The organism is Micromonospora nigra, assembly GCF_900091585.1.
Classification (GTDB): Bacteria; Actinomycetota; Actinomycetes; order Mycobacteriales; family Micromonosporaceae; genus Micromonospora; species Micromonospora nigra.
In genome coordinates this window covers 3115568-3134804 of the sequence record NZ_FMHT01000003.1, presented here as the reverse complement: position 1 = coordinate 3134804, position 19237 = coordinate 3115568, and the positions used below count along the sequence as shown (strand labels likewise).

22 protein-coding genes are annotated in these 19237 nt (G+C 72.3%); 3 read left to right on the top strand and 19 right to left on the bottom strand.

Translation table 11 applies throughout. The features are described from left to right. Window positions 1-79: 79 nt before the first annotated feature. The 14 genes from GA0070616_RS13315 to clpB form a co-directional block, all read right to left on the bottom strand. A complete protein-coding gene (locus tag GA0070616_RS13315) occupies window positions 80-457 on the bottom strand; it encodes an ArsR/SmtB family transcription factor (protein ID WP_091081602.1) in 378 nt (125 codons plus the stop codon). A 57-nt stretch (window positions 458-514) separates the two neighbouring features. Then, on the bottom strand, window positions 515-1054 hold the full coding sequence (gene pyrE / locus GA0070616_RS13310) for an orotate phosphoribosyltransferase (RefSeq protein ID WP_091081599.1): 540 nt from the start codon (window positions 1052-1054) through the stop codon (window positions 515-517). Between the two features lie 168 nt (window positions 1055-1222). Continuing rightward, entirely contained in the window at window positions 1223-2032 is an 810-nt protein-coding gene (locus GA0070616_RS13305) for an SDR family NAD(P)-dependent oxidoreductase (RefSeq protein ID WP_091081597.1), read from the bottom strand. Window positions 2033-2039: 7 nt separating this feature from the next. After that, complete coding sequence (locus tag GA0070616_RS13300; protein ID WP_091081595.1) at window positions 2040-2672, bottom strand: hypothetical protein; 633 nt, start codon at window positions 2670-2672, stop codon at window positions 2040-2042. 62 nt (window positions 2673-2734) lie between these two features. Continuing rightward, on the bottom strand, window positions 2735-3571 hold the full coding sequence (locus tag GA0070616_RS13295; RefSeq protein ID WP_175440070.1) for a hypothetical protein: 837 nt from the start codon (window positions 3569-3571) through the stop codon (window positions 2735-2737). A 73-nt stretch (window positions 3572-3644) separates the two neighbouring features. Beyond that, the gene (locus tag GA0070616_RS13290) at window positions 3645-5210 is read right to left on the bottom strand and encodes a polyamine aminopropyltransferase (protein ID WP_091081591.1); all 1566 of its coding nucleotides are present in this window, start codon (window positions 5208-5210) and stop codon (window positions 3645-3647) included. Further along, complete coding sequence (locus GA0070616_RS13285; RefSeq protein ID WP_091081588.1) at window positions 5207-6010, bottom strand: hypothetical protein; 804 nt, start codon at window positions 6008-6010, stop codon at window positions 5207-5209. The genes GA0070616_RS13290 and GA0070616_RS13285 overlap by 4 nt, the downstream gene beginning before the upstream one ends. Then, window positions 6010-6432, bottom strand: coding sequence for a DUF350 domain-containing protein (locus tag GA0070616_RS13280; protein ID WP_091081585.1), 423 nt, complete (start codon window positions 6430-6432; stop codon window positions 6010-6012). Before GA0070616_RS13280 ends, GA0070616_RS13285 begins: the two co-directional genes overlap by 1 nt. 45 nt (window positions 6433-6477) lie before the next feature. Then, entirely contained in the window at window positions 6478-6903 is a 426-nt protein-coding gene (locus tag GA0070616_RS13275) for a DUF4247 domain-containing protein (RefSeq protein WP_091081583.1), read from the bottom strand. Continuing rightward, complete coding sequence (locus GA0070616_RS13270) at window positions 6900-7406, bottom strand: DUF2617 family protein (protein ID WP_091081580.1); 507 nt, start codon at window positions 7404-7406, stop codon at window positions 6900-6902. Before GA0070616_RS13270 ends, GA0070616_RS13275 begins: the two co-directional genes overlap by 4 nt. Continuing rightward, on the bottom strand, window positions 7406-8029 hold the full coding sequence (locus GA0070616_RS13265; protein WP_091090661.1) for a DUF4178 domain-containing protein: 624 nt from the start codon (window positions 8027-8029) through the stop codon (window positions 7406-7408). Before GA0070616_RS13265 ends, GA0070616_RS13270 begins: the two co-directional genes overlap by 1 nt. Window positions 8030-8146: 117 nt before the next feature. Next, the gene (locus tag GA0070616_RS13260; protein ID WP_091081577.1) at window positions 8147-8386 is read right to left on the bottom strand and encodes a hypothetical protein; all 240 of its coding nucleotides are present in this window, start codon (window positions 8384-8386) and stop codon (window positions 8147-8149) included. Window positions 8387-8458: 72 nt separating this feature from the next. After that, window positions 8459-8815, bottom strand: coding sequence for a hypothetical protein (locus GA0070616_RS13255; RefSeq protein WP_091081574.1), 357 nt, complete (start codon window positions 8813-8815; stop codon window positions 8459-8461). A gap of 101 nt (window positions 8816-8916) precedes the next feature. Further along, window positions 8917-11508, bottom strand: coding sequence for an ATP-dependent chaperone ClpB (clpB, locus tag GA0070616_RS13250; protein ID WP_091081572.1), 2592 nt, complete (start codon window positions 11506-11508; stop codon window positions 8917-8919). Window positions 11509-11676: 168 nt separating this feature from the next. Between clpB and GA0070616_RS13245 the strand changes: the two genes are divergently transcribed. From GA0070616_RS13245 to GA0070616_RS13235, 3 genes are all read left to right on the top strand, one after another. Further along, the gene (locus tag GA0070616_RS13245) at window positions 11677-12177 is read left to right on the top strand and encodes a cation:proton antiporter regulatory subunit (RefSeq protein ID WP_091081569.1); all 501 of its coding nucleotides are present in this window, start codon (window positions 11677-11679) and stop codon (window positions 12175-12177) included. Window positions 12178-12184: 7 nt separating this feature from the next. Then, on the top strand, window positions 12185-13390 hold the full coding sequence (locus GA0070616_RS13240; RefSeq protein ID WP_091081566.1) for a cation:proton antiporter: 1206 nt from the start codon (window positions 12185-12187) through the stop codon (window positions 13388-13390). 224 nt (window positions 13391-13614) lie between these two features. Next, complete coding sequence (locus GA0070616_RS13235) at window positions 13615-14046, top strand: hypothetical protein (protein WP_091081563.1); 432 nt, start codon at window positions 13615-13617, stop codon at window positions 14044-14046. 154 nt (window positions 14047-14200) lie between these two features. Here the strand turns inward: GA0070616_RS13235 and GA0070616_RS29150 are convergent, their stop codons facing one another. The 5 genes from GA0070616_RS29150 to dnaK form a co-directional block, all read right to left on the bottom strand. Further along, complete coding sequence (locus GA0070616_RS29150; protein ID WP_281188022.1) at window positions 14201-14332, bottom strand: hypothetical protein; 132 nt, start codon at window positions 14330-14332, stop codon at window positions 14201-14203. Between the two features lie 257 nt (window positions 14333-14589). Next, entirely contained in the window at window positions 14590-15033 is a 444-nt protein-coding gene (locus GA0070616_RS13225) for a heat shock protein transcriptional repressor HspR (RefSeq protein WP_091081558.1), read from the bottom strand. Between the two features lie 28 nt (window positions 15034-15061). After that, entirely contained in the window at window positions 15062-16252 is a 1191-nt protein-coding gene (gene dnaJ / locus GA0070616_RS13220; protein WP_091081555.1) for a molecular chaperone DnaJ, read from the bottom strand. 85 nt (window positions 16253-16337) lie between these two features. Further along, window positions 16338-17096 carry a nucleotide exchange factor GrpE gene (grpE, locus tag GA0070616_RS13215; protein ID WP_091081552.1) on the bottom strand — a complete coding sequence of 253 codons (759 nt, stop codon included), beginning with the start codon at window positions 17094-17096 and terminating at the stop codon, window positions 16338-16340. Window positions 17097-17144: 48 nt separating this feature from the next. After that, on the bottom strand, window positions 17145-19016 hold the full coding sequence (gene dnaK, locus GA0070616_RS13210) for a molecular chaperone DnaK (protein ID WP_091081549.1): 1872 nt from the start codon (window positions 19014-19016) through the stop codon (window positions 17145-17147). Window positions 19017-19237 lie beyond the last annotated feature (221 nt).

Here is a 19237-nt window from a genome sequence, read left to right as displayed (position 1 = left end):
CGGCCGCCGCCCGGCGGTCGGTCCGACCGGCCGTCCGGTGCCGCCCCGGTCAGGGGCGGCACCGGACGATCGACTCAGCTCAGCGGGCCTTCTTGGTGGCCCGCTTACGCGGCGGCGTGAGCAGATCCGCGATCGTCGCGATCGCGGACGGCACCAGCCGGTAGTACGCCCAGACACCACGCTTCTCGCGCTCCAGCAGACCGGCTTCGGTCAGGATGCGCAGGTGGTGACTGACCGTCGGCTGCGAGAGGCCGAGGGGCGCGGTCAGGTCGCACACGCACGCCTCTCCCTCCGGAGCCGACTGGATCAGGCTGAGCAGCCGCAGCCGAGCGGGGTCCGCGAGGGCCTTGAGGACCCCCGCAAGCCGCTCGGCGTCGGCACGTTCGATCGGCTCGCCGGCAAGCGGCGAGATCTGAGGCATGGTCATTTCAGCCAACGCAGTTCCCACGTTTTCCATCCTTCCACCAGCAGCATCGATCCGCCTGCATATGAGCAGATCCGAATCGGCAGACTTTTAGGCCACAAGGCCGAGGTCAGCCAACGTATAGGCCGCCCGATAAGGCAGTCCGGCGGCTCGCACCGCGTCGCCGGCACCTCGATCAACAATAACCGCAACTCCCACGATCTCAGCCCCGGCCTCGCGAAGGGCTTCGACAGCGGTCAGTACACTTCCGCCGGTGGTGGAGGTGTCCTCCACCGCCAGCACCCGGCGCCCCGCCACGTCCGGCCCCTCGATCCGGCGTTGCAGCCCGTGCGCCTTGCCCGCCTTACGGACCACGAAGGCGTCCAGTGGACGGTCGGACTCCGCCGCGGCGTGCAGCATCGCGCCCGCGACGGGATCGGCCCCCAGGGTCAGCCCGCCCACCGCGTCGTACTCCCAGTCGGCGGTCAGATCACGCAGCACCCGGCCGACCAACGGCGCAGCGCGGTGATGGAGCGTGACGCGGCGCAGATCGACGTACCAGTCCGCTTCACGCCCGGAGGAGAGCACCACCCGGCCGTGGACCACCGCCAGGTCGGAGATGAATTTTCGCAGGTCGTCGTGGTCCCCCATGGGGGTAGAGGGTACTGCGCAAGTCTGTGGACCGCGTGTGCGGGCCACCGTTGGTCAACCCTCCGGGCGACCGATGGGTGGCGATGTCCGACTACGCTGCGCGATCGTCGGGCCCATCGAAGGGACCGGATGGCGACCGGTGGCCACACTCTGGCGGGGCCGCGCCGGTCAGTCGCGGTCGCGGGAGACCCGACCACGGGTGTCGCCGGTGACGACCCGCACCAGCCGGCGGGGTGAGTGTCGCAGGGCCGCCACGGCCAGCTTGTACTTCCATCCCGGAACACTGACGGCCCGGTCTTTCCGCAGGTCACGCAGGGCCTCGTCGACCACATCCTCGGCCCGCAGCCACAACCAGCGCGGCGTTCTGGACATGTCGATGCCGGCCCGCTGGTGGAACTCGGTGCGGGTGTAGCCGGGGCACAGCGCCATCACCCGCACCCCGAACGGGCGCGCGGAGAGCCCGACGGACTCGCTGAAGTTCGTCACCCACGCCTTGCTGGCCGAGTAGGTGGAACCGGGCATGACCGGGCCGAAACCTGCAACCGAAGAGACATTAATCACTGCCCCATCGTGCCGCTCGACCATCGTACGCAGGGCCGCGAGGGTCAGCCGCATCACCGCGTGCACGTTGAGCCGCAGCAACCGGGCCTCGTCGGCGGCCGTGGACCGCAGGAAGGGCGTGTTCAGGCTGATGCCGGCGTTGTTGACCAGCAGGCCGACGGCCGGTTCGGCGGCGAGCCGCCGTTCCACCGTCGCGCAGCCGTCGTCGGTGGACAGATCGGCGGGAAGGGTCTCGACCCGTCGGCCGTGGGCGGCGGTCAACTCCTCGGCGAACCCGGTCAGGCGCATCGCGTCCCGGGCCACCAGGATCAGGTCCCACCCGTCGGCGGCGAGCCGGCGGGCGAACGCGGCACCGATCCCGGCGGTGGCGCCGGTGATGAGGGCCCGGCGCTCGCCGGTCGACTGGTCGCTGGTCACGGGAGCCTCACCAGGGTGCGGGCGGGGGCGGCGCCCCGGGTGTCGGAGGGGAGTGCGGCGGGGGCGTCACGGCGACGGGGCGGCGGAACCAGGCACCGGCCGCCGGTAGTGCCAGTAGCACGGCCACCACAAGGTAGCCGAGCAGCTGGGCGACCGAAACTCCGGCGTTGAGCGGCAACCACCAGCCCGGGTGCGCGTCCGGGATCAACGCGTACAGCTCGGCGGTGGTCCGCGCGTCGGCACCCAGCCGCAGCGGCACGGCCCGCTCGGCGGTCAGCGCCCCCACCCCGCAGCACCCGCAGAGCAGGCCCACGCCGCAGACCACCCAGGTGGCGACCCGGGCGCCGGGCCGACCCCGCCGCAGACCCAGGGCGAGGCCGCCGAGCAGCGGCGCGACCGCCACGCTGAGCCCCGCGGACAACGCCGCGACCAGCCACAGCAGAAGGACCACCGCGTCGATCTCGGCCGGGCCCGCCGAGGTGGACGCGGCAGCCGCCCGGAACTCCCGGACGGTGCCGCCCACGATGAGCAGGCCGGTGACCGCGTACGCCAGCGCGCCGACGGCCATCAGCACCAGCACCACCGTGGCCGCGGTGACCACGGCGGGGCGGCGGGCCGGTGCCTGATCGGGGTACGACACGACGGATCCCTCCGGTAGGCGTTCGGGTTGCAACCTACTCGGAGGGACCGTCGCAAGCGTCGTTAACTCACCGGCGGTGGCGGCGGACCGGGCCGGTCCGCCGGCGGGGGCTGCTCGCCCGGCCGGTCCGGACCACCGGCGGCCGAGTCGCCACCGGGCGGTGCGGGCGGGGTCTGCGGGTCCGAGCCGCCCGACGGGCCGGACTGGCCGGGGACCGGCGGGTAGCCCGGGGTCGCCTCCGGACCCGACGGCGGATAGCCGGGGGTGGCCGGGTAGCCCGGGGTCGCCGGATAGCCGGGCGCCGCCGGGTAGGAGCCGCCCGGCAGCGGCGGCTCCCAGGCGGGCTGCGGCTTGCGGAAGAACTCGTTCGCCTTCGGCAGCGCCAGCAGGATCAGCGCCGTGACGAGCGCGATCAGCCCCAGCACCCCGATGATCGTGCTCACCGGGCCGTACCAGCCGGGCAGCGCCTCGTCGAGGCGGCGGTTGATCTCCTCCTGGCTGGGCATGTCGCCGGTGGTCGGGCCACTCATGGCGCCGCCCAGCGCGGTGCCCAGCAGCCCCAGGCCGCCGCAGCACAGCGCGATGCCGCCGACGATCCACGTGATGATCCGGGAGACGTTCTTGCCGCGGTTGTTGAGCACGGCGAGGACGACGAAGCCGACCGCGAAGAGCAGGCCGATCACGCTGGCGCCGATGGTCACGGCGGCGACGAAGCCCTCCGTGCCCTCGGCATCGGTGCCCCGGTAGGCGTCCCGGTAGACGTCCTGGATCGCGCCCAGCGTGGTCAGCCCGACGATCAGGCTGATCACCTGGAGGACGGCGTAGAAGATGAGCAGGTAGCTGGAAACGGTGACGACGCTCGGACGCGTACGCCCGGGCGGGTTCTGCGGTTCGGTCACGATTCTCCTTCCGTGGATCGCGCACACACCGTATCCGCAACCGGCCACTCGGGCAGGGTATGACGCTGGACGTTCAATAGCCGCGCCACTCCTCACGGGCGTACTCGAGCACCCGGGGTTGCAGCAAAGTGGAGGCCGGCACGTCCACGCGCCGCCGGTCGGCGGGGAAGGCGCCGGCCGCGGCGAGCGTCGCGGCGTCGAGGAAGCGCAGCGCCGGGGCGTCCCCCGGCAGCCGCAACGGCGGGGCGGCACCGGGCGCGGCGAGCAGGAAACCCCAGTCGCCGAAGGACGGCACGTCCACGTGGTACGGCGTGGTGGCGAACCCGGCCGCCCGCAGCGACGCCTCGATCGACCAGAACGACCGGGGCGCGAAGTACGGCGACCCGGCCTGCACCACCAGCCGCGCGCCGGGAGCGAGCACCGAGCGGACCAGCGCGTAGAACTCGACCGTGTACAGCTTGGCGGTGGCCGTCTCGTCCGGGTCGGGCAGGTCCGCCACCACCGCGTCGAACCGGTCCGGGGCCGTCCGCAGCCAACCGAACGCGTCGGCGTGCACCACCCGCACCCGGGGATCGTCGAAGGCCCCGTCGTTGAGCCGGCGCAGCTGCGGTTCCGTGCGCGCCAACGCGACCACCGCCGGGTCCAGGTCGACCACCGTGATCCGGCGGACGTCCGGGTAGCGCAGCAGTTCCCGGACGGCGAGCCCGTCGCCCGCGCCGAGCACCAGCACCTCACGGCGTGGACCGGCCAGCACCGGATGCACCAGGGCCTCGTGGTAGCGGTACTCGTCGACGGAGCTGAACTGGAGGTCGCCGTTGAGGAACAGCCGCAGGTCGGTGCGGGAACGCCCCGGCTCGGGCATCGACCGGGTCAGCACGATCTCCTGGTAGCGGCTGCGCTCGGCGTGCACCACCGGGTCGCGGTAGAGCTGCTGCCGGGCGGTCAGCTCGAAATCGCGGGCGGTCACCCACGCGTACCCGAGGCAGAGGGCGACCACGACGGTGCCGGCACCGATCCCGACCCGCGCCCGCCGGCCCACCTCCCGGCGGAAGACGGTGAACACCAGCGCGACCCCGGCGACGGCGTTCACCGCCCCCACCACCAGTGCCCCCTTGAGCTGGCCGAAGGCCGGCAGCAGCAGGAACGGGAAGGCCAGGCCGCCGAGCAGGGCACCCACGTAGTCGGCGGCGAACAGGTCGGCGACCGCGCTGCCGGCGGCCTGCTCCCGGATCTGTTGCAGCAGCACCATCAGCAGCGGGATCTCCGCGCCGATCAGCAACCCCAGGGTGAAGGCCATCGCGACCAGCGACGGGCCGTACAGGTCGAGCCAGGCGAACGCCGCGTAGAGCAGGAGCACCGACAGGCCGCCGAGCAGCGCCAGCAGCAGTTCGACGGCCGCGAACGCGACGGTGGCCCACCGCTGCAACGGCTTCGCGGCCAGCGCCCCGACACCCATCGCGAAGACCATCACGCCGAGCACGATCGACGCCTGCCCGACCGTGTCACCGATCAGGTAGCTGCCCAGCGCGACCAGGGCCAGCTCGTAGACCAGCCCGCAGGCCGCGCAGACGAACACGGCCGCGAGGACGGCCGCGCGGGCCAACCGCCAGCCCGGCCGGACCGGCGCGTCGGTGGTCACCGTCGCTCCGGGGTACGCTCCGGCCCGCCGGCGCGGGCGGCCGGCCCCCGCGGTCGGGTGCCGGCGGCGGCGCGCTGCCGGCGGCGCTGCACCAGGCCCACGGTGACCAGCAGCACGGTGATCAGCAGCAGGACCACCGCGCCCACCAGATAGCCCCAGCGGTCGCGCCACAGGTCGGAGGAGGTGTCGGGCAGCGGGGCGACGCTGGCGGTCGGGGTGGCGGTGACGGCCGGCGCCGGCTCGACCGCGCCGGTCTCGGCGTACAGCAGCGGCAGGCTGACGGCCGCGCGGGTGATCGCCCAGCCCGGATCGTCGAGGAACGCCTCCTCGGTGAGCCCGAACCGTTCCAACCCGTTCTCGACCCTGATCAGGGCGATGGCGTCGATGTCGGTGGACCCCTCGACGTCGACCAGGACGCTGTCTTCGAGTTCGCTGCTCTCCGAGGTGTAGCGGATCTCGGCGACCACCTGGATCCACCGGGGGCACCCCGGGTTGTCCGTGACCGGCACACCGTCACCGAGGTTGGAGCCGACGCTGAGCGCGTCCAGGCCGCCCCGGTCGACGAGCCGCCAGCCGTAGCAGAGGCCCTGCGACTGGGCGGCCCGCGCGAGGATCGGCACGGTGTCGGCGCGTTCGGTGGCGGTGGGTGGCGGCACGAACGTGCTGTCGTTGTCGTCGCCGGCCAGCACTCCGATGAGGATGGCCAGGACGACCGCGCCGATGCTGAGGCCGACGACCCAGCCGGTCGCCTTCGCGGGCTTGTCCGGCCGGGCCGTGGCCGGTCGCTTCGCCGTCGACATCAGCTGATCGCGGCGGCGATGATCGCGCCGGTGGCGAGGTGGACGACGGCGGAGACCCACACCGCCGGGTGCGGCTGCGGGTCGACCAGGATCTCCCCCAGTCGACCCGGGGTGGCCGCGTCCAGCAGCAGGAACGCCGCCGCCATGATGACCAGCCCGAGCACGCCGTACGCCCCGGCACCCACCAGGCCGATGGCGAAGTCGTCCTCGCTGGCGACGATCGCGGCGACGACGATGATGCCGACGCCGGCCAGGTTCGAGGCGAGCAGCAGCGCCGCGTTGCGGTTGCGCTCGTTCCAGATCAGCTCGTTGAGCCGGCCGGGCGTCGCCACGTCCACCAGGACGTAGCCGATGCCCATCAGCAGCACGCCGACCACCCCGTAGGCGAGGGTGACCAGCAGGTCGGTGACGAGGTTATGCACAGGGTGCTCCAGCGAGTTCGTTCCCGGACGGGAGAGGTGGGGGGTCTACTTGCCGCTGCCGGGGCCGCCGCCCCGGACGGTGTTGCCGCGCCCCCAGCCCCAGTGGTTGCCCACCACGGAGTGATAGCGCGGGTAGGCGGTCTGCATCCGCTCCAGCAGGATCAGCGAACCTGCGGCGAGGGGCAGGATCACCACCGAGTCGTCGTCGTAGCGCAGGTAGACGCCGCTGCCGTCGACGTACTGGTCGGCCGGCTGCCAGGCGTCCGTGACCTCCTCGGCCACCTGGCTCGGCGAGCGTGTCGAGGTGTAGGCCACCGCGTCGCCGCCCAGGTCGTGGGACGCGGCACGGGCGTAGCGGTCCTCGACGAAACCGCGCGGGGAGAAGTTGCCGTAGGAGAAGGCGAAGGCGGCGACGAGCGCGCCGATGACGGCGAACGCCCCTCCCACCACGAACCAGCGTCGGTACGTCATCGCAGTGTCACCACCGTCTCGGTCAGGACCAGCTCGTTGGTCTGGGGGTACGCGTGCCAGGTGCGCCATGCGAGCCCACCGGCGGGTGGGTCGGGGCGGACCGCCAGCGCGGTCACCGCGTCGACGTCGCCGGGGAAGACCCCCACCAGGGCGTACGGGTCGTCGGTCAGGTCGGCCCGCAGCGCGGCGACCCGGTCGGTGAGACCACTGCCCTCGGGGCGCAGCACGGTGGCGGTGAACCGGTAGCCGGCGTTCTCGTCGTGCAGCGCGTCGGGCAGCGCGGGCGGACGGCCGGGCAGGCAGGCCACCGTCTCGGTGAGCGCCCGGCCGGGGGCCCGCAGCACCACCTGGTGCGACGCACCGAGCAGGCGCAGCCGCAGCCCGACCCCGCCGGGCAGGGCCAGGTCGAGCACGTGCAGGGCGGGCCGCTCGACGTCGTCGAGAGCCAGGCTCAGGTCGGCGGCGTTCGTGTCCACGTACGGGGTGTCGAGGGTGACCAGCATCAGGCGTCCGCCGCCCGTGGGTAGATCATCACCTCGGAGCGGAGCAGCTTCTCGCCCACGGCGACCTCCCAGCCCGCCTCCCCGTACGCCTCGAAGGACAGCCGCCCGCCGCCGGGCGCCTGGTAGTCGTGGTAGCGCATGCTGCCCGCCGGGTCGAGGCCGGTGGTGCCGGTGGCGGTGTAGCGGGCCTGGCCGGATTCGTCCCAGTTGTACCGCCGGCCGGCGAACTCGATCGTGGGCGCACCGGGGGTGACCGTCGCCCCGGGCTCGGCCGCCCAGAGCACCAGCTCCAGCTCCGGGTCCTCCTCGACGGACAGCCAGCGGCGCACCCCGCCCGCGTCGTCGAGCAGGTGCTCCGCCCAGCTCCAGCCGCCCTCCACGAGGCGCACCGAGCCGCGCACCGCGTAGGACACCTGGCGGATCTCGACGATGTCGCCGGGCTTCAGGCGGCGCGGGTCGCCCCGCAGGGCGTCGGCGTCGCGGTCACGCAGCGGATCGGCCGGTGCTGCCGGGCGGTCCGGCCGGCGTCGGGACCGGCGGAGGGCCACCACGGCGACCACCACGCCCGCCACCCCGACCAGACACCCCAGCGCCGCCAGCAGGTACGCCACCTGTCCGTTCACGCCGACCACCTCCCCAGGTACGTCGGCGGAGACGGTAACAACCCGGCGCACCTGGGCAAACTCGATGCCTATCGGTCATATCCCGATCACGCGCAGTTCCCACTGGAGGTGGGCGGCTCAGCCGGGGCCGACGGCGAGGCCACCGGGTCGGCCGAGGCTGCCGGGGCGGGCCCACTCGGGACACCCGGCAGGTGGACGGCCGGGGCGGGGCAGCGCGCACAGGCCCAGCAGCACCACGACGGCGGCGACCTGACACCAGAAGGCGATGGTGACGGTGACGGGCCGGGGTGGGCGCGCCGGCGGGTCGACAGCAGTGGAGGATTCGGCAGCCGCGGGGGAGTCGGCGGGGGCGGTCATGGCTCGGAAGGTTCGGGGCCGGTGCAACGGGCGGCAGACCCGATCGGATGCGCTCGGCGGGCGGAGGGATCGTCAGGCGTCGTCGGGGCGGCGGGCCGCGTACTCGGCCAGCGTGGTGCGGTCCATCACGCAGCCGGTGAAGGTGCCGACCTCTGCCGGGTCGTCCCGCAGCGCCGCCCAGGCGGATCGTCCGGCGGCCGGGTCGAGACGCTCCAGCAGCGTGGCCGCGTACACCCGGCCGGCGGGGGAGCCGGCGGCGAGCAGGCGGTCGAGCTGGTCGCGTACCCCGGCGGGGTCGCGGTCGGCGGCGACCGCCACCCGGCGGTACGCCTCGGTCACCGGCAGCAGCGTGCCGGCGATGCCCACCCCACCGAACGCCACCGTGTCGGCCGCCGATAGTTCCCGGATGTCCGCACTGACGTCGTCCATCCCCTCTTCCTACCCCCTCAACCCGCCACCCCACCGAAGTCGATCGGGAGGTTCACGCCGGGGTCGCCGCGCGAACCTCCCGACCGGTCCGGGGCGAGGGGTCAGGCCCGCGTCACCGACAGGGTCTCCTTGGTGTCCGCGAGGTCCACCCGCACCGTGTCGCCGTCGCGGATCTGCCCGGCGAGCAGGGCCCTGGCGAGCTGGTCGCCGATGGCCGACTGCACCAGGCGGCGCAGCGGACGGGCCCCGTAGATCGGGTCGTAGCCGTGCTCGGCCAGCCAGGTGCGGGCCTCGTCGGTGATCTCGAGGCCGAGTCGGCGGTCCGCCAACCGCCGGCGCATCCGGTCGAGCTGAATGTCGACGATGGCGCGCAGATCCTCGCCCAGCAGGGCCGCGAAGACCACGATGTCGTCGAGGCGGTTGAGGAACTCCGGCTTGAAGTGCGACCGGACCACCGCGAGCACACCCTCCCGGCGCTGCTCCTCGGCCAGCGTCAGATCGCCGATCACCGACGACCCCAGGTTCGAGGTGAGGATCAGGATGGCGTTGCGGAAGTCCACCGTCCGGCCCTGACCGTCGGTGAGCCGGCCGTCGTCGAGCACCTGGAGCAGGATGTCGAAGACGTCCGGGTGGGCCTTCTCCACCTCGTCGAGCAGGATCACCGAGTACGGCCGGCGGCGCACCGCCTCGGTGAGCTGGCCGCCCTCCTCGTACCCGACGTAGCCGGGCGGGGCACCGACCAGGCGGGCCACGGAGTGCTTCTCCCCGTACTCGCTCATGTCGATGCGGACCATGGCGCGTTCGTCGTCGAAGAGGAACTCGGCGAGCGCCTTCGCCAGCTCGGTCTTACCCACTCCGGTGGGCCCGAGGAAGAGGAAGCTGCCGGTGGGGCGGTCCGGGTCGGCGACGCCGGCCCGGGCGCGGCGCACCGCGTCGGAGACCGCACCCACCGCCTCGGCCTGGCCCACCACCCGCTCCCGCAGGGACTCCTCCATCCGCAGCAGCTTGGCGGTCTCGCCCTCCAGCAGCCGGCCGGCGGGGATGCCCGTCCAGGAGGCGACGACGGCGGCGATGTCGTCCGCGCCGACCTCCTCCTTCAGCATCGCGCCGTCGGCCTGGAGCCCGGCCAGTTCCTCCTCGGCCTGCCTCAGGTCGGCCTGGAGAGCGGGGATCCGGCCGTAGCGCAGCTCGGCGGCCCGTTCCAGCTCGCCGTCGCGCTCGGCGCGCTCGGCCTCGCCGCCGAGCCGCTCCAGTTCCTCCTTGGCGGTGGACAGCCTGGTGATGTGGCTCTTCTCCAGCTGCCAGCGCTCGGACAGCGCGGTGAGCTGCTCCCGCTTGTCGGCCAGCTCCTTGCGCAGCCGTTCCAGGCGCTCGGCGGAGGCGGCGTCCGGCTCCTTGGCCAGCGCCATCTCCTCGATCTCCAGCCGCCGAACGGCCCGCTCGATCTCGTCCACCTCGACCGGACGCGAGTCGATCTCCATCCGGAGCCGGGACGCGGACTCGTCGACCAGGTCGATGGCCTTGTCGGGCAGGAACCGGTCGGTGATGTAGCGGTCGGACAGGGCGGCGGCCGCCACCAGCGCGGCGTCGGTGATCCGCACGCCGTGGTGCACCTCGTAGCGTTCCTTGAGCCCGCGCAGGATGCCGATGGTGTCCTCGATGGTCGGCTCCCCGACCAGCACCGGCTGGAAGCGGCGCTCCAGGGCCGGATCCTTCTCGATGTGCTCGCGGTACTCGTCCAGCGTGGTCGCGCCGACCATCCGCAGCTCGCCGCGGGCCAGCATCGGCTTGAGCATGTTGCCGGCGTCCATCGAGCCCTCGCCCTTGCCCGCGCCGACCACGGTGTGCAGCTCGTCGAGGAAGGTGATGACCTGGCCGTCCGAGTTCTTGATCTCCTCCAGGACCGACTTCAGCCGCTCCTCGAACTGGCCCCGGTAGGACGCGCCGGCCACCATCGCGCCGAGGTCGAGCGAGACGAGCTTCTTGTCCCGCAGCGACTCGGGTACGTCACCGGCGACGATGCGCTGGGCGAGGCCCTCGACGATGGCGGTCTTGCCGACACCGGGCTCGCCGATCAACACCGGGTTGTTCTTGGTACGCCGGGACAGCACCTGGATCACCCGGCGGATCTCGGAGTCCCGGCCGATCACCGGGTCGATCTTGCCGTCCCGGGCGCTGGCGGTGAGGTCGACGCCGTACTTCGCCAGGGCCTGGTAGGTCTGCTCGGGGTCGGCGGTGGTGACCCGACGGTCACCGCCGCGTACGGTCGGGAAGGCCGCGACCAGGGTCTCCTCGGTGGCCCCGGCGGCCTTGAGCGCGTTCGACACCGCGCCGCCGACCCGGGCCAGGCCGGCGAGCAGGTGCTCGGTGGAGGTGTACTCGTCGCCCAGCGGCCGGGCGATCTGCTCGGCCGCGCCGATGGCGTTGACGAACTCGCGGGCCAGGGTGGGCTCGGCGATGCTGGAGCCGCGGGCGGCGGGCAGCGCGTCGACAGCGCGTTGGGCGGCCCGACGCAGCTCGCCGGGATCGGCTCCGGCGGCGCGCAGCAGGCCGGCGGCGGTCGAGCCGTCGGTGTCCAGCAGTGCCAGCAGCAGGTGCCAGGGCTCGACGGTGGCGTGCCCGCGCTGGTTCGCCAGGGCGACGGCACCGGTGATGGTCTCGCGGCTCTTGGTGGTGAGGCGTTCCGTGTTCATGGGCTCCCCCGGAATCGGCGTGTCCACTGGTACCGACACCACCAGAGTTGAGTCTATTCCACTCAACTCGAATACTGTGATCCAGCTCACCCCTCTGCCCGGACCGTGGCAGACCCCGACCGTCCGACGCGCGATCATGCCCTGCCGGGCCGGGGGTAGCCTGGGCCGGTGCGAGTACGTGTCGAGCAGACTTCATTACCGGGAATCGGCGTACGTCACGACATGATGACGGAATCCGGCCGCCGCCTGGGGGTGGTCTCCCACCGCAACGGTCGCCGTGACCTCGTCCTGTACGACCCGGACGATCCCGACTCCTGCCAGCACGACATCCCGCTGACCGACGACGAGGCAGAAGCGCTGGCCGACATCCTCGGCGCGTCGCTGATGCTGGGTCAGCTCTCCGGGCTGCGGGAACAGGCCGCCGGGCTGCTCACCGAGCAGATCGCGATCCCGGCCGGCTCGACGTACGTGGGCCGTCGGCTCGGCGACACCAGGGCTCGCACCCGCACCGGCGCCTCCATCGTGGCGGTGCTGCGCTCCGGAGAGGTGATCGTCTCACCGGAACCGACCTTCCGTTTCGTGGCCGGTGACGTGGTGGTCGTCGTCGGGACCCGGCAGGGCCTCGACGGGGTGACCGCCATCCTCGCCGACGGCGACCCGGACGGCTGAGGCGCGGATGCACGAAACCACGACCCTGCTCGTCGAGGTCGGCGCGCTGCTGTTCCTCCTCGGCCTGCTCGGACGGCTCAGCCGCCGCATCGGCCTGTCGCCGATCCCGCTCTACCTCCTCGCCGGCCTCGCCTTCGGGCACGGCGGCGTGCTGGAGCTGACCGCCAGCGAAGAGTTCTTCGCCGTCGGCGCCGAGATCGGCGTGATCCTGCTGCTGGTGATGCTCGGCCTCGAATACTCGGCCAACGAGCTCGTCGGCAACCTGCGCGCCTCCGCCCCGGCAGGGCTGATCGACGCGCTGCTCAACGCCCTGCCGGGGGCCGCGTTCGCACTGCTGCTCGGCTGGGGCTGGGTGGCCGCCGCCGTACTCGGCGGCATCACCTGGATCTCGTCCTCGGGTGTCATCGCCAAGATGCTGGGCGACCTTGGTCGGCTCGGTAACCGGGAGACCCCGGTGATCCTGTCGATCCTGGTGATCGAAGACCTGGCGATGGCGTTCTACCTGCCACTGGTGACCGCGCTGCTGGCCGGGGTCGGGCTGGTCAAGGGCGGCGTCTCACTCGGCGTGGCGGTGCTGACCGTGGTGGTCGTCCTGGTGGTCGCCATCCGCTACAGCAGGGGCATCTCCAAGGCGATGTCCGCGGACGACCCCGAGGCGCTGCTGCTCGGCGTACTCGGGATGACCCTGCTGGTCGCCGGCATCGCCGCGAAGCTCCAGGTGTCCGCCGCCGTCGGCGCGTTCCTCGTCGGCATCGCCCTGTCGGGTCCCGTGGCGCATCACGCCACCCAACTGCTCACCCCGCTGCGGGATCTCTTCGCGGCGGTGTTCTTCGTCTTCTTCGGCCTGGTCACCGACCCTCGGGACATCCCGCCGGTGCTGCTGCCGGCACTCGCGCTGGCGATCGTGACCATGAGCACGAAGACCCTGACCGGTTACCTGGCCGCCCGCCGGGCCGGCATCGCCGAACCCGGCCGATGGCGGGCCGGGCTGACGCTGGTGCCCCGCGGGGAGTTCAGCATCGTCATCGCCGGGTTGGCGGTCGCCGCCGGCAGCGTCGAACCGCAACTGGCGGCGCTCGCCACCGCGTACGTGCTGATCACCGTGGTCACCGGCCCGATGGTGGCCCGCTTGCCCGACTTCGGCTGGTTCAAGCAGTGGCTACGGCGGCGGGCAGCGGTCCAACGCACGCGACCCGCGACGGTGCCGGACTGAGCAACGCGGGCCCGGCCGACCCTGCGCCGGGCCCGCGTTGCGCCGGCCCGACCCCGCGCCGGCGTGGGGTCGGGCCCAGCGTGCGGGCGCCACGGCCGATGGATACCGAATTGCTCCTCGCAGGGTCTACCGCCGCTCGCCGATGCCGAGTTACGGTGTCGCCCCAGCAGCCAGGACTCGCGGGGTGGTGGACACCGCGAGCAGAGCGAGCGGAAGGTTGGCCGGTGAGCGTGCAGGAGTCGACGTTCCACGGCTTCGCCAACCCCGTCGATCCGTCCCCGGCGGAGTTGCGGGCGTGGGCCTACCAGCCGGATTCGGTGCCCCTGACGTCGATGCCTCCCGACTGGGACCTGCTGGTCGCCGGGGACCGGCTGGTGACCACCCTGTTCGACCTGGCGATGGATCCGAGCTGCCCGGCCCGCCGGTTCGCGCTGCACTGCCTCTACATCTACGCCGCCGACGGCATCCGGACGAACTTCCGCGCCCACCCCAAGCGTCGTTTCCGCAAGCTGGTCGAGCACGCCGAGCGGGATGGCGACGCCCTGATGCGTACGTGGGCACACAACAGCCGGGTCCTGCTAGCCCGCCCGGAACTCTTCGTCTACCGGGAGTGGTGCGAGGGCGGCCTGGTCCGCGAGAACCGCAAGATCGCCTGACCCACTCCCCACCCACCCCCGGCCTGGCCCAGGTTGATCAGGTGATGACCGGATTCACGCGCTCGGGGGCGGCAACTTCATGATCAACGCATCGGAGCGGGGCGCGAACGGGCCGGGACCCCCCGTGGGTCCCGGCCCGCACGTCGGCGGAGCGTCAGCGATCCGATCCACCCTGATCGCGGCGCACGGTCCCGGCCCGCTCCCGGTCGACACCGTGATCGACCCGGTCGAACCCGCCGTTCCGGATCGCGCCCGAGAAGCGTTCGGTGATCTCGTCGAACCTCACCCGGACGTCCTCAGCCACCTTCCCGAGCCGGTCCTCCGTCTGCCGGGCCACCTCCTGCTCCGATCCCGCCATGGCTCCCCCCGCCAGTTCGGAAGTCCGGATTGAGCCGATGTACCCGATCCAGAGGTTACCGAAGGGGCCGGGTGCCGCGCTTCCGAACGGGAAAGGTGAGAAGGCCGAGTACGCACCGTGCCCCGGCTCACCCCACACCCGCCGGGCCGGAACAGGTGGCCGCGACACGGCGGATCAGGAGGCGGTCAGCGCTGCTCCGGGCCCCGGCGGGGACGCCACACCACCAACGCCGTCGAGGTGCGGTTGGTGGGCACCAGGTCGCGGCCCGGAAAGCGGGCCAGCGACTCCAGTTCGGCGATCCGCCGGTACGCGGCATCCAGTTCCGCCTCCAGCCGGGCCACCCGTTGCTGCGCCTGCTCCAGCAACTGCTCCAGGCCGATGATCCGCTTGATGCCGGCGAGGTTGACCCCGTCGTCCTGACTGAGCCGCTGCACCTCGCGCAGCAGCACCACGTCCCGGACGCTGTACCGGCGCCCACCCCCGGCCGCCCGGCCGGCCTGCACCAGACCGAGCCGGTCGTACTGGCGCAGGGTCTGCGGGTGCATTCCCGCCATTCGCGCCGCGACCGAGATCATCAGCACCTTGGCCTCGTAGGCAGCGTCCTCCGAGCCGACGAACCCGTCCGACATCCCACTCACCTCCGCACCCGTCCACGCATCAACCGGATCGACGCACCCGCGCGTCGAGATGTTCCCTGGCCGCCGGCGGGGTCTGCGCGGCGAAGGTCTCCAGCGTCGCCCGTGCCTCGTCGGACACCCGCGCGGGCACCACCACGTCGAGGGTCACCAGCAGGTCGCCCGCCTGCCCGTCCCGGCGGCTCACGCCCTTGCCCCGGGCCCGCAGGATCCGTCCGCTGGGCGTACCCGGCGGCACCCGCAGGGTCACCGCGCCGTCGAGCGTGGGTACCCGCAGGTCGGTGCCGAGCACCGCCTCGGCGAACGTGATCGGCACGGTCAGGGTCAGGTCGTCACCCGACCGCCCGAACAGGTCGTCGGGCCGCACCTTGACGTGCACGAACAGGTCACCCGCCGGACCGCCGCGCTCGCCGGGCTCACCCCGGCCGGCCAGCCGGATCCGCTGGCCGTCGGCGACCCCGGCGGGGAAGCGGACATTGAGCGTCCGGGTCTTGGTGACCCCGCCCGTACCGTGACACTCGGGGCACTTGTCGTCGACCACCGTGCCCACTCCCTGGCAGCTGCGGCACGGCTCGGAGAAGCTGAACGACCCCTGGTTACGGGTGGTGACTCCCGCCCCCTGGCAGACCGGGCAGGCCCGTGGCTGGGTGCCCGGCTTCGCGCCGTTGCCGTGGCAGGTCTCGCACATCCCGGGGGCGCGCAGGGTCAGGGGCAGCGTCACGCCCCGGACGGCGTCGTCGAAGTCGAGGGCGACCTCGGTCTCGACGTCGCGCCCGCGGCCCGGGCCCCGGGGTGCCCCGCCACCGCCCGCCCCGCCCGTGAAGATCGAACTGAACAGATCCGAGAAACCACCACCGGCGAACCGGCCACCGGTGCCCGCCCCGCCCGGCGTCCCCCCGCCGAACAGGTCGGAGACGTCGAACGGCACGCCCCCGGGCTGCCCCGCGCCGCGAGCACCGCGGCGGAACGCGCCCGAGCCGAACAGCGAGCGCATCTCGTCGTACTGGCGGCGTTTGGTGTCGTCGCCGAGCACCGCGTACGCCTCGGAGGCCGCCTTGAAGCGCTCCTCGGCCTTCCGGTCGCCGGGGTTGTGGTCCGGGTGCGATTCCCGGGCCACCTTCCGGTACGCCTTCTTGACCTCCTCGGCGGTGGCGGTCTTCGCCACGCCCAGGACCCCGTAGTAGTCCTTCTCGACCCAGTCCTTCGAGCTCACCTGTCCACCTCCTCCCCACCGCGCCGAACCGGCCGTCCCGCCCGTCGTGATCCGACGGGCGGGACGGGCCGGCCGCTGTCCTGCACTACTCGGGGTCGGCGACCGCGACCAGCGCGGGCCGCAGCAGCCGCTCGCCGACCTGGTAGCCGCGCCGCATCACCTGTACGCAGGTCGGCTCACTGACGTCGGCGGACGTCTGGTGCGCCACCGCCTCGTGCCGGGTCGGGTCGAACGGGTCGCCCTGCTCACCGAACGGGGTGAGCCCGAACTTGCCGAGCGCGCTGGTGAGCTGTTCGGCGACGCTGCCGAACGGGCCGACCAGGTCGCCGTGCTCCCGGGCCCGGTCGAGATCGTCGAGGATCGGCAGCAGCGCGGCGAGCACCGAACCGGTCGCCTGCTCGGTGACCAGGCCCCGGTCGCGGTCGACCCGCTTGCGGTAGTTGGCGTACTCCGCCGACACCCGTTGCAGGTCCCGGGTGCGTTCCTCCAGGTCGGCCCGCAGCGCCTCCAACTCGGCGCCCAGCGACGAGCCGCCCGGCTGGCCGTCCGCCGGCTGCGCCGGCGCGTCCACCACCGGCGGCCCGCCCGGGGCCGGTTCGTCGAGCGCGGTGGTCTCGACCTCGATCTCGTCGACCACGACCTCGGCCTCCTCGACCAGCCCCTCGGCCGGGACGTCGGTCCCGGCGTCAGCGGCGGTCGCCGTCGGCTCGTCGTCCTGGCCGATCTTGCGGTTGTTGCGGATGACGACCCGCGGCCCGTCGCCGGTGGCCGGCTCGGCGGACGCGGAGCCACCCGGCGTCGTCCCGGTGGTGTCCAGGTCGGCGGCTCGTGGCTTCTCCGTCATGCGGCTACCTCATCCCTCTGCCGTGAGTTCGGGTGCGGAGCAAGGGTGTCACTTCTTGTCCTTGTCCTCGTCCACGATCTCCGCGTCGACCACGTCGTCGCCACCGGCCTGCGAACCGCCGGCCTGGGCGCCACCGGTCGCGCCGGCACCCGGCCCGGCCTCGCCGCCCGGCTGGCCCTGCTCGGCCTGCTGGGCGTACAGCAGGGAACCGGCCTCCTGGGAGACCTGCGCCAGCCGCTCGTGCGCCGACTTGACCTTCTCGATGTCGCTGCCGCCGAGTGCGCCGCGCAGCTCACCGAGCGCCTCGTTGAGCTTCTCGCGGTTCTCCGCCGGCAGCTTGTCGCCGTTCTCGGCGAGGAACTTCTCGGTCTGCCACTGCAGGGCCTCGGCCACGTTGCGGGTCTCGGCCTCGTCGCGGCGGCGCTTGTCCTCCTCCGCGTGCTCCTCGGCGTCACGGCGCATCCGCTCGATGTCGTCCTTCGGCAGCGAGGAGCCGCCGGTGATCGTCATCTTCTGTTCCTTGCCGGTGCCGAGGTCCTTCGCGTGGACGTTCACGATGCCGTTGGCGTCGATGTCGAAGGTGACCTCGATCTGCGGCACGCCCCGCGGCGCGGGCGGCAGGCCGGTCAGCTCGAAGGTGCCGAGCTTCTTGTTGTACGCGGCGATCTCGCGCTCGCCCTGGAACACCTGGATCAGCACGGACGGCTGGTTGTCGTCGGCGGTCGTGAACACCTCGGACCGCTTCGTCGGGATCGTGGTGTTGCGCTCGATGAGCTTGGTGAAGATGCCGCCCTTGGTCTCGATGCCCAGGCTCAGCGGGGTCACGTCGAGCAGCAGGACGTCCTTGACCTCGCCCTTGAGCACGCCGGCCTGCAGGGCGGCACCCACGGCGACGACCTCGTCCGGGTTGACGCCCTTGTTGGGCTCCTTGCCGGTGAGCTGCTTGACCAGGTCGGTCACGGCAGGCATCCGGGTGGAACCGCCGACCAGGATGACGTGCTCGACGTCGGAGACCTTGATGCCGGCGTCCTTGACGGCCTGCTCGAACGGGCCCTTGCAGCGGTCCAGCAGGTCCTGCGTCATCCGCTGGAACTCGGCGCGGCTGAGCGTCACGTCCAGGTGCAGCGGGCCGGCCGCGCCGGCGGTGATGTACGGCAGGTTGATGTTGCTGGTGGTGGCGGCGGACAGCTCGATCTTCGCCTTCTCGGCCGCCTCCTTGAGCCGCTGCATGGCCATCTTGTCCTGCGAGAGGTCGATGCCGTGCTCACCGCGGAACGTCTTGACCAGGTGGTCGATGATCCGCTGGTCCCAGTCGTCACCGCCCAGCAGGTTGTCACCGCTGGTGGACTTGACCTCGATGACGCCCTCGGCCAGCTCCAGCAGCGAGACGTCGAAGGTGCCACCGCCGAGGTCGAAGACCAGGACGGTCTGCTCCTTGGAGCCCTTGTCCAGCCCGTACGCCAGGGCGGCGGCGGTCGGCTCGTTGACGATCCGCAGCACGTTGAAGCCGGCGATCTCGCCGGCCTCCTTGGTGGCCTGGCGCTGGCCGTCGTTGAAGTAGGCCGGGACGGTGATCACCGCGTCGGTGATCTGCTCGCCCAGGTAGGCTTCGGCGTCCCGCTTGAGCTTCATCAGCGTGCGCGCCGAGATCTCCTGCGGGGTGTACTTCTTGCCGTCGATGTCGACGGTCCAGTTGGTGCCGATCTCCCGCTTGACCGAGCGGATCGTCCGGTCCGGGTTGGTCACCGCCTGGCGCTTGGCGACCTCACCGACGAGCACCTCACCGTTGCGGGCGAACGCGACGATCGACGGGGTCGTCCGCGAGCCCTCAGCGTTGGCGATGACGGTGGGCTCACCGCCCTCCAGAACGCTGACGCAGGAGTTCGTCGTGCCGAGGTCGATACCGACCGCACGTGCCATCTTCGCTTCCTCGCTTCGTTACGTGTGAGCAGGTGACGGGCCATTCCCGCCGGGTCTCCGGCGGGCCGCCCGCGGGGCGCCCGGCAGGCCCGCCCGCAGCGACCCCACCGCAAGTTGAGTGAACTTGACTCAATAGTGCCACGCCCCTGGAAATCGTCAAGTCGAGGTTGAGTCGACCCGACGCAACCTCGGGTTGCTACCGATCGGTTGTCTTCTCTTGT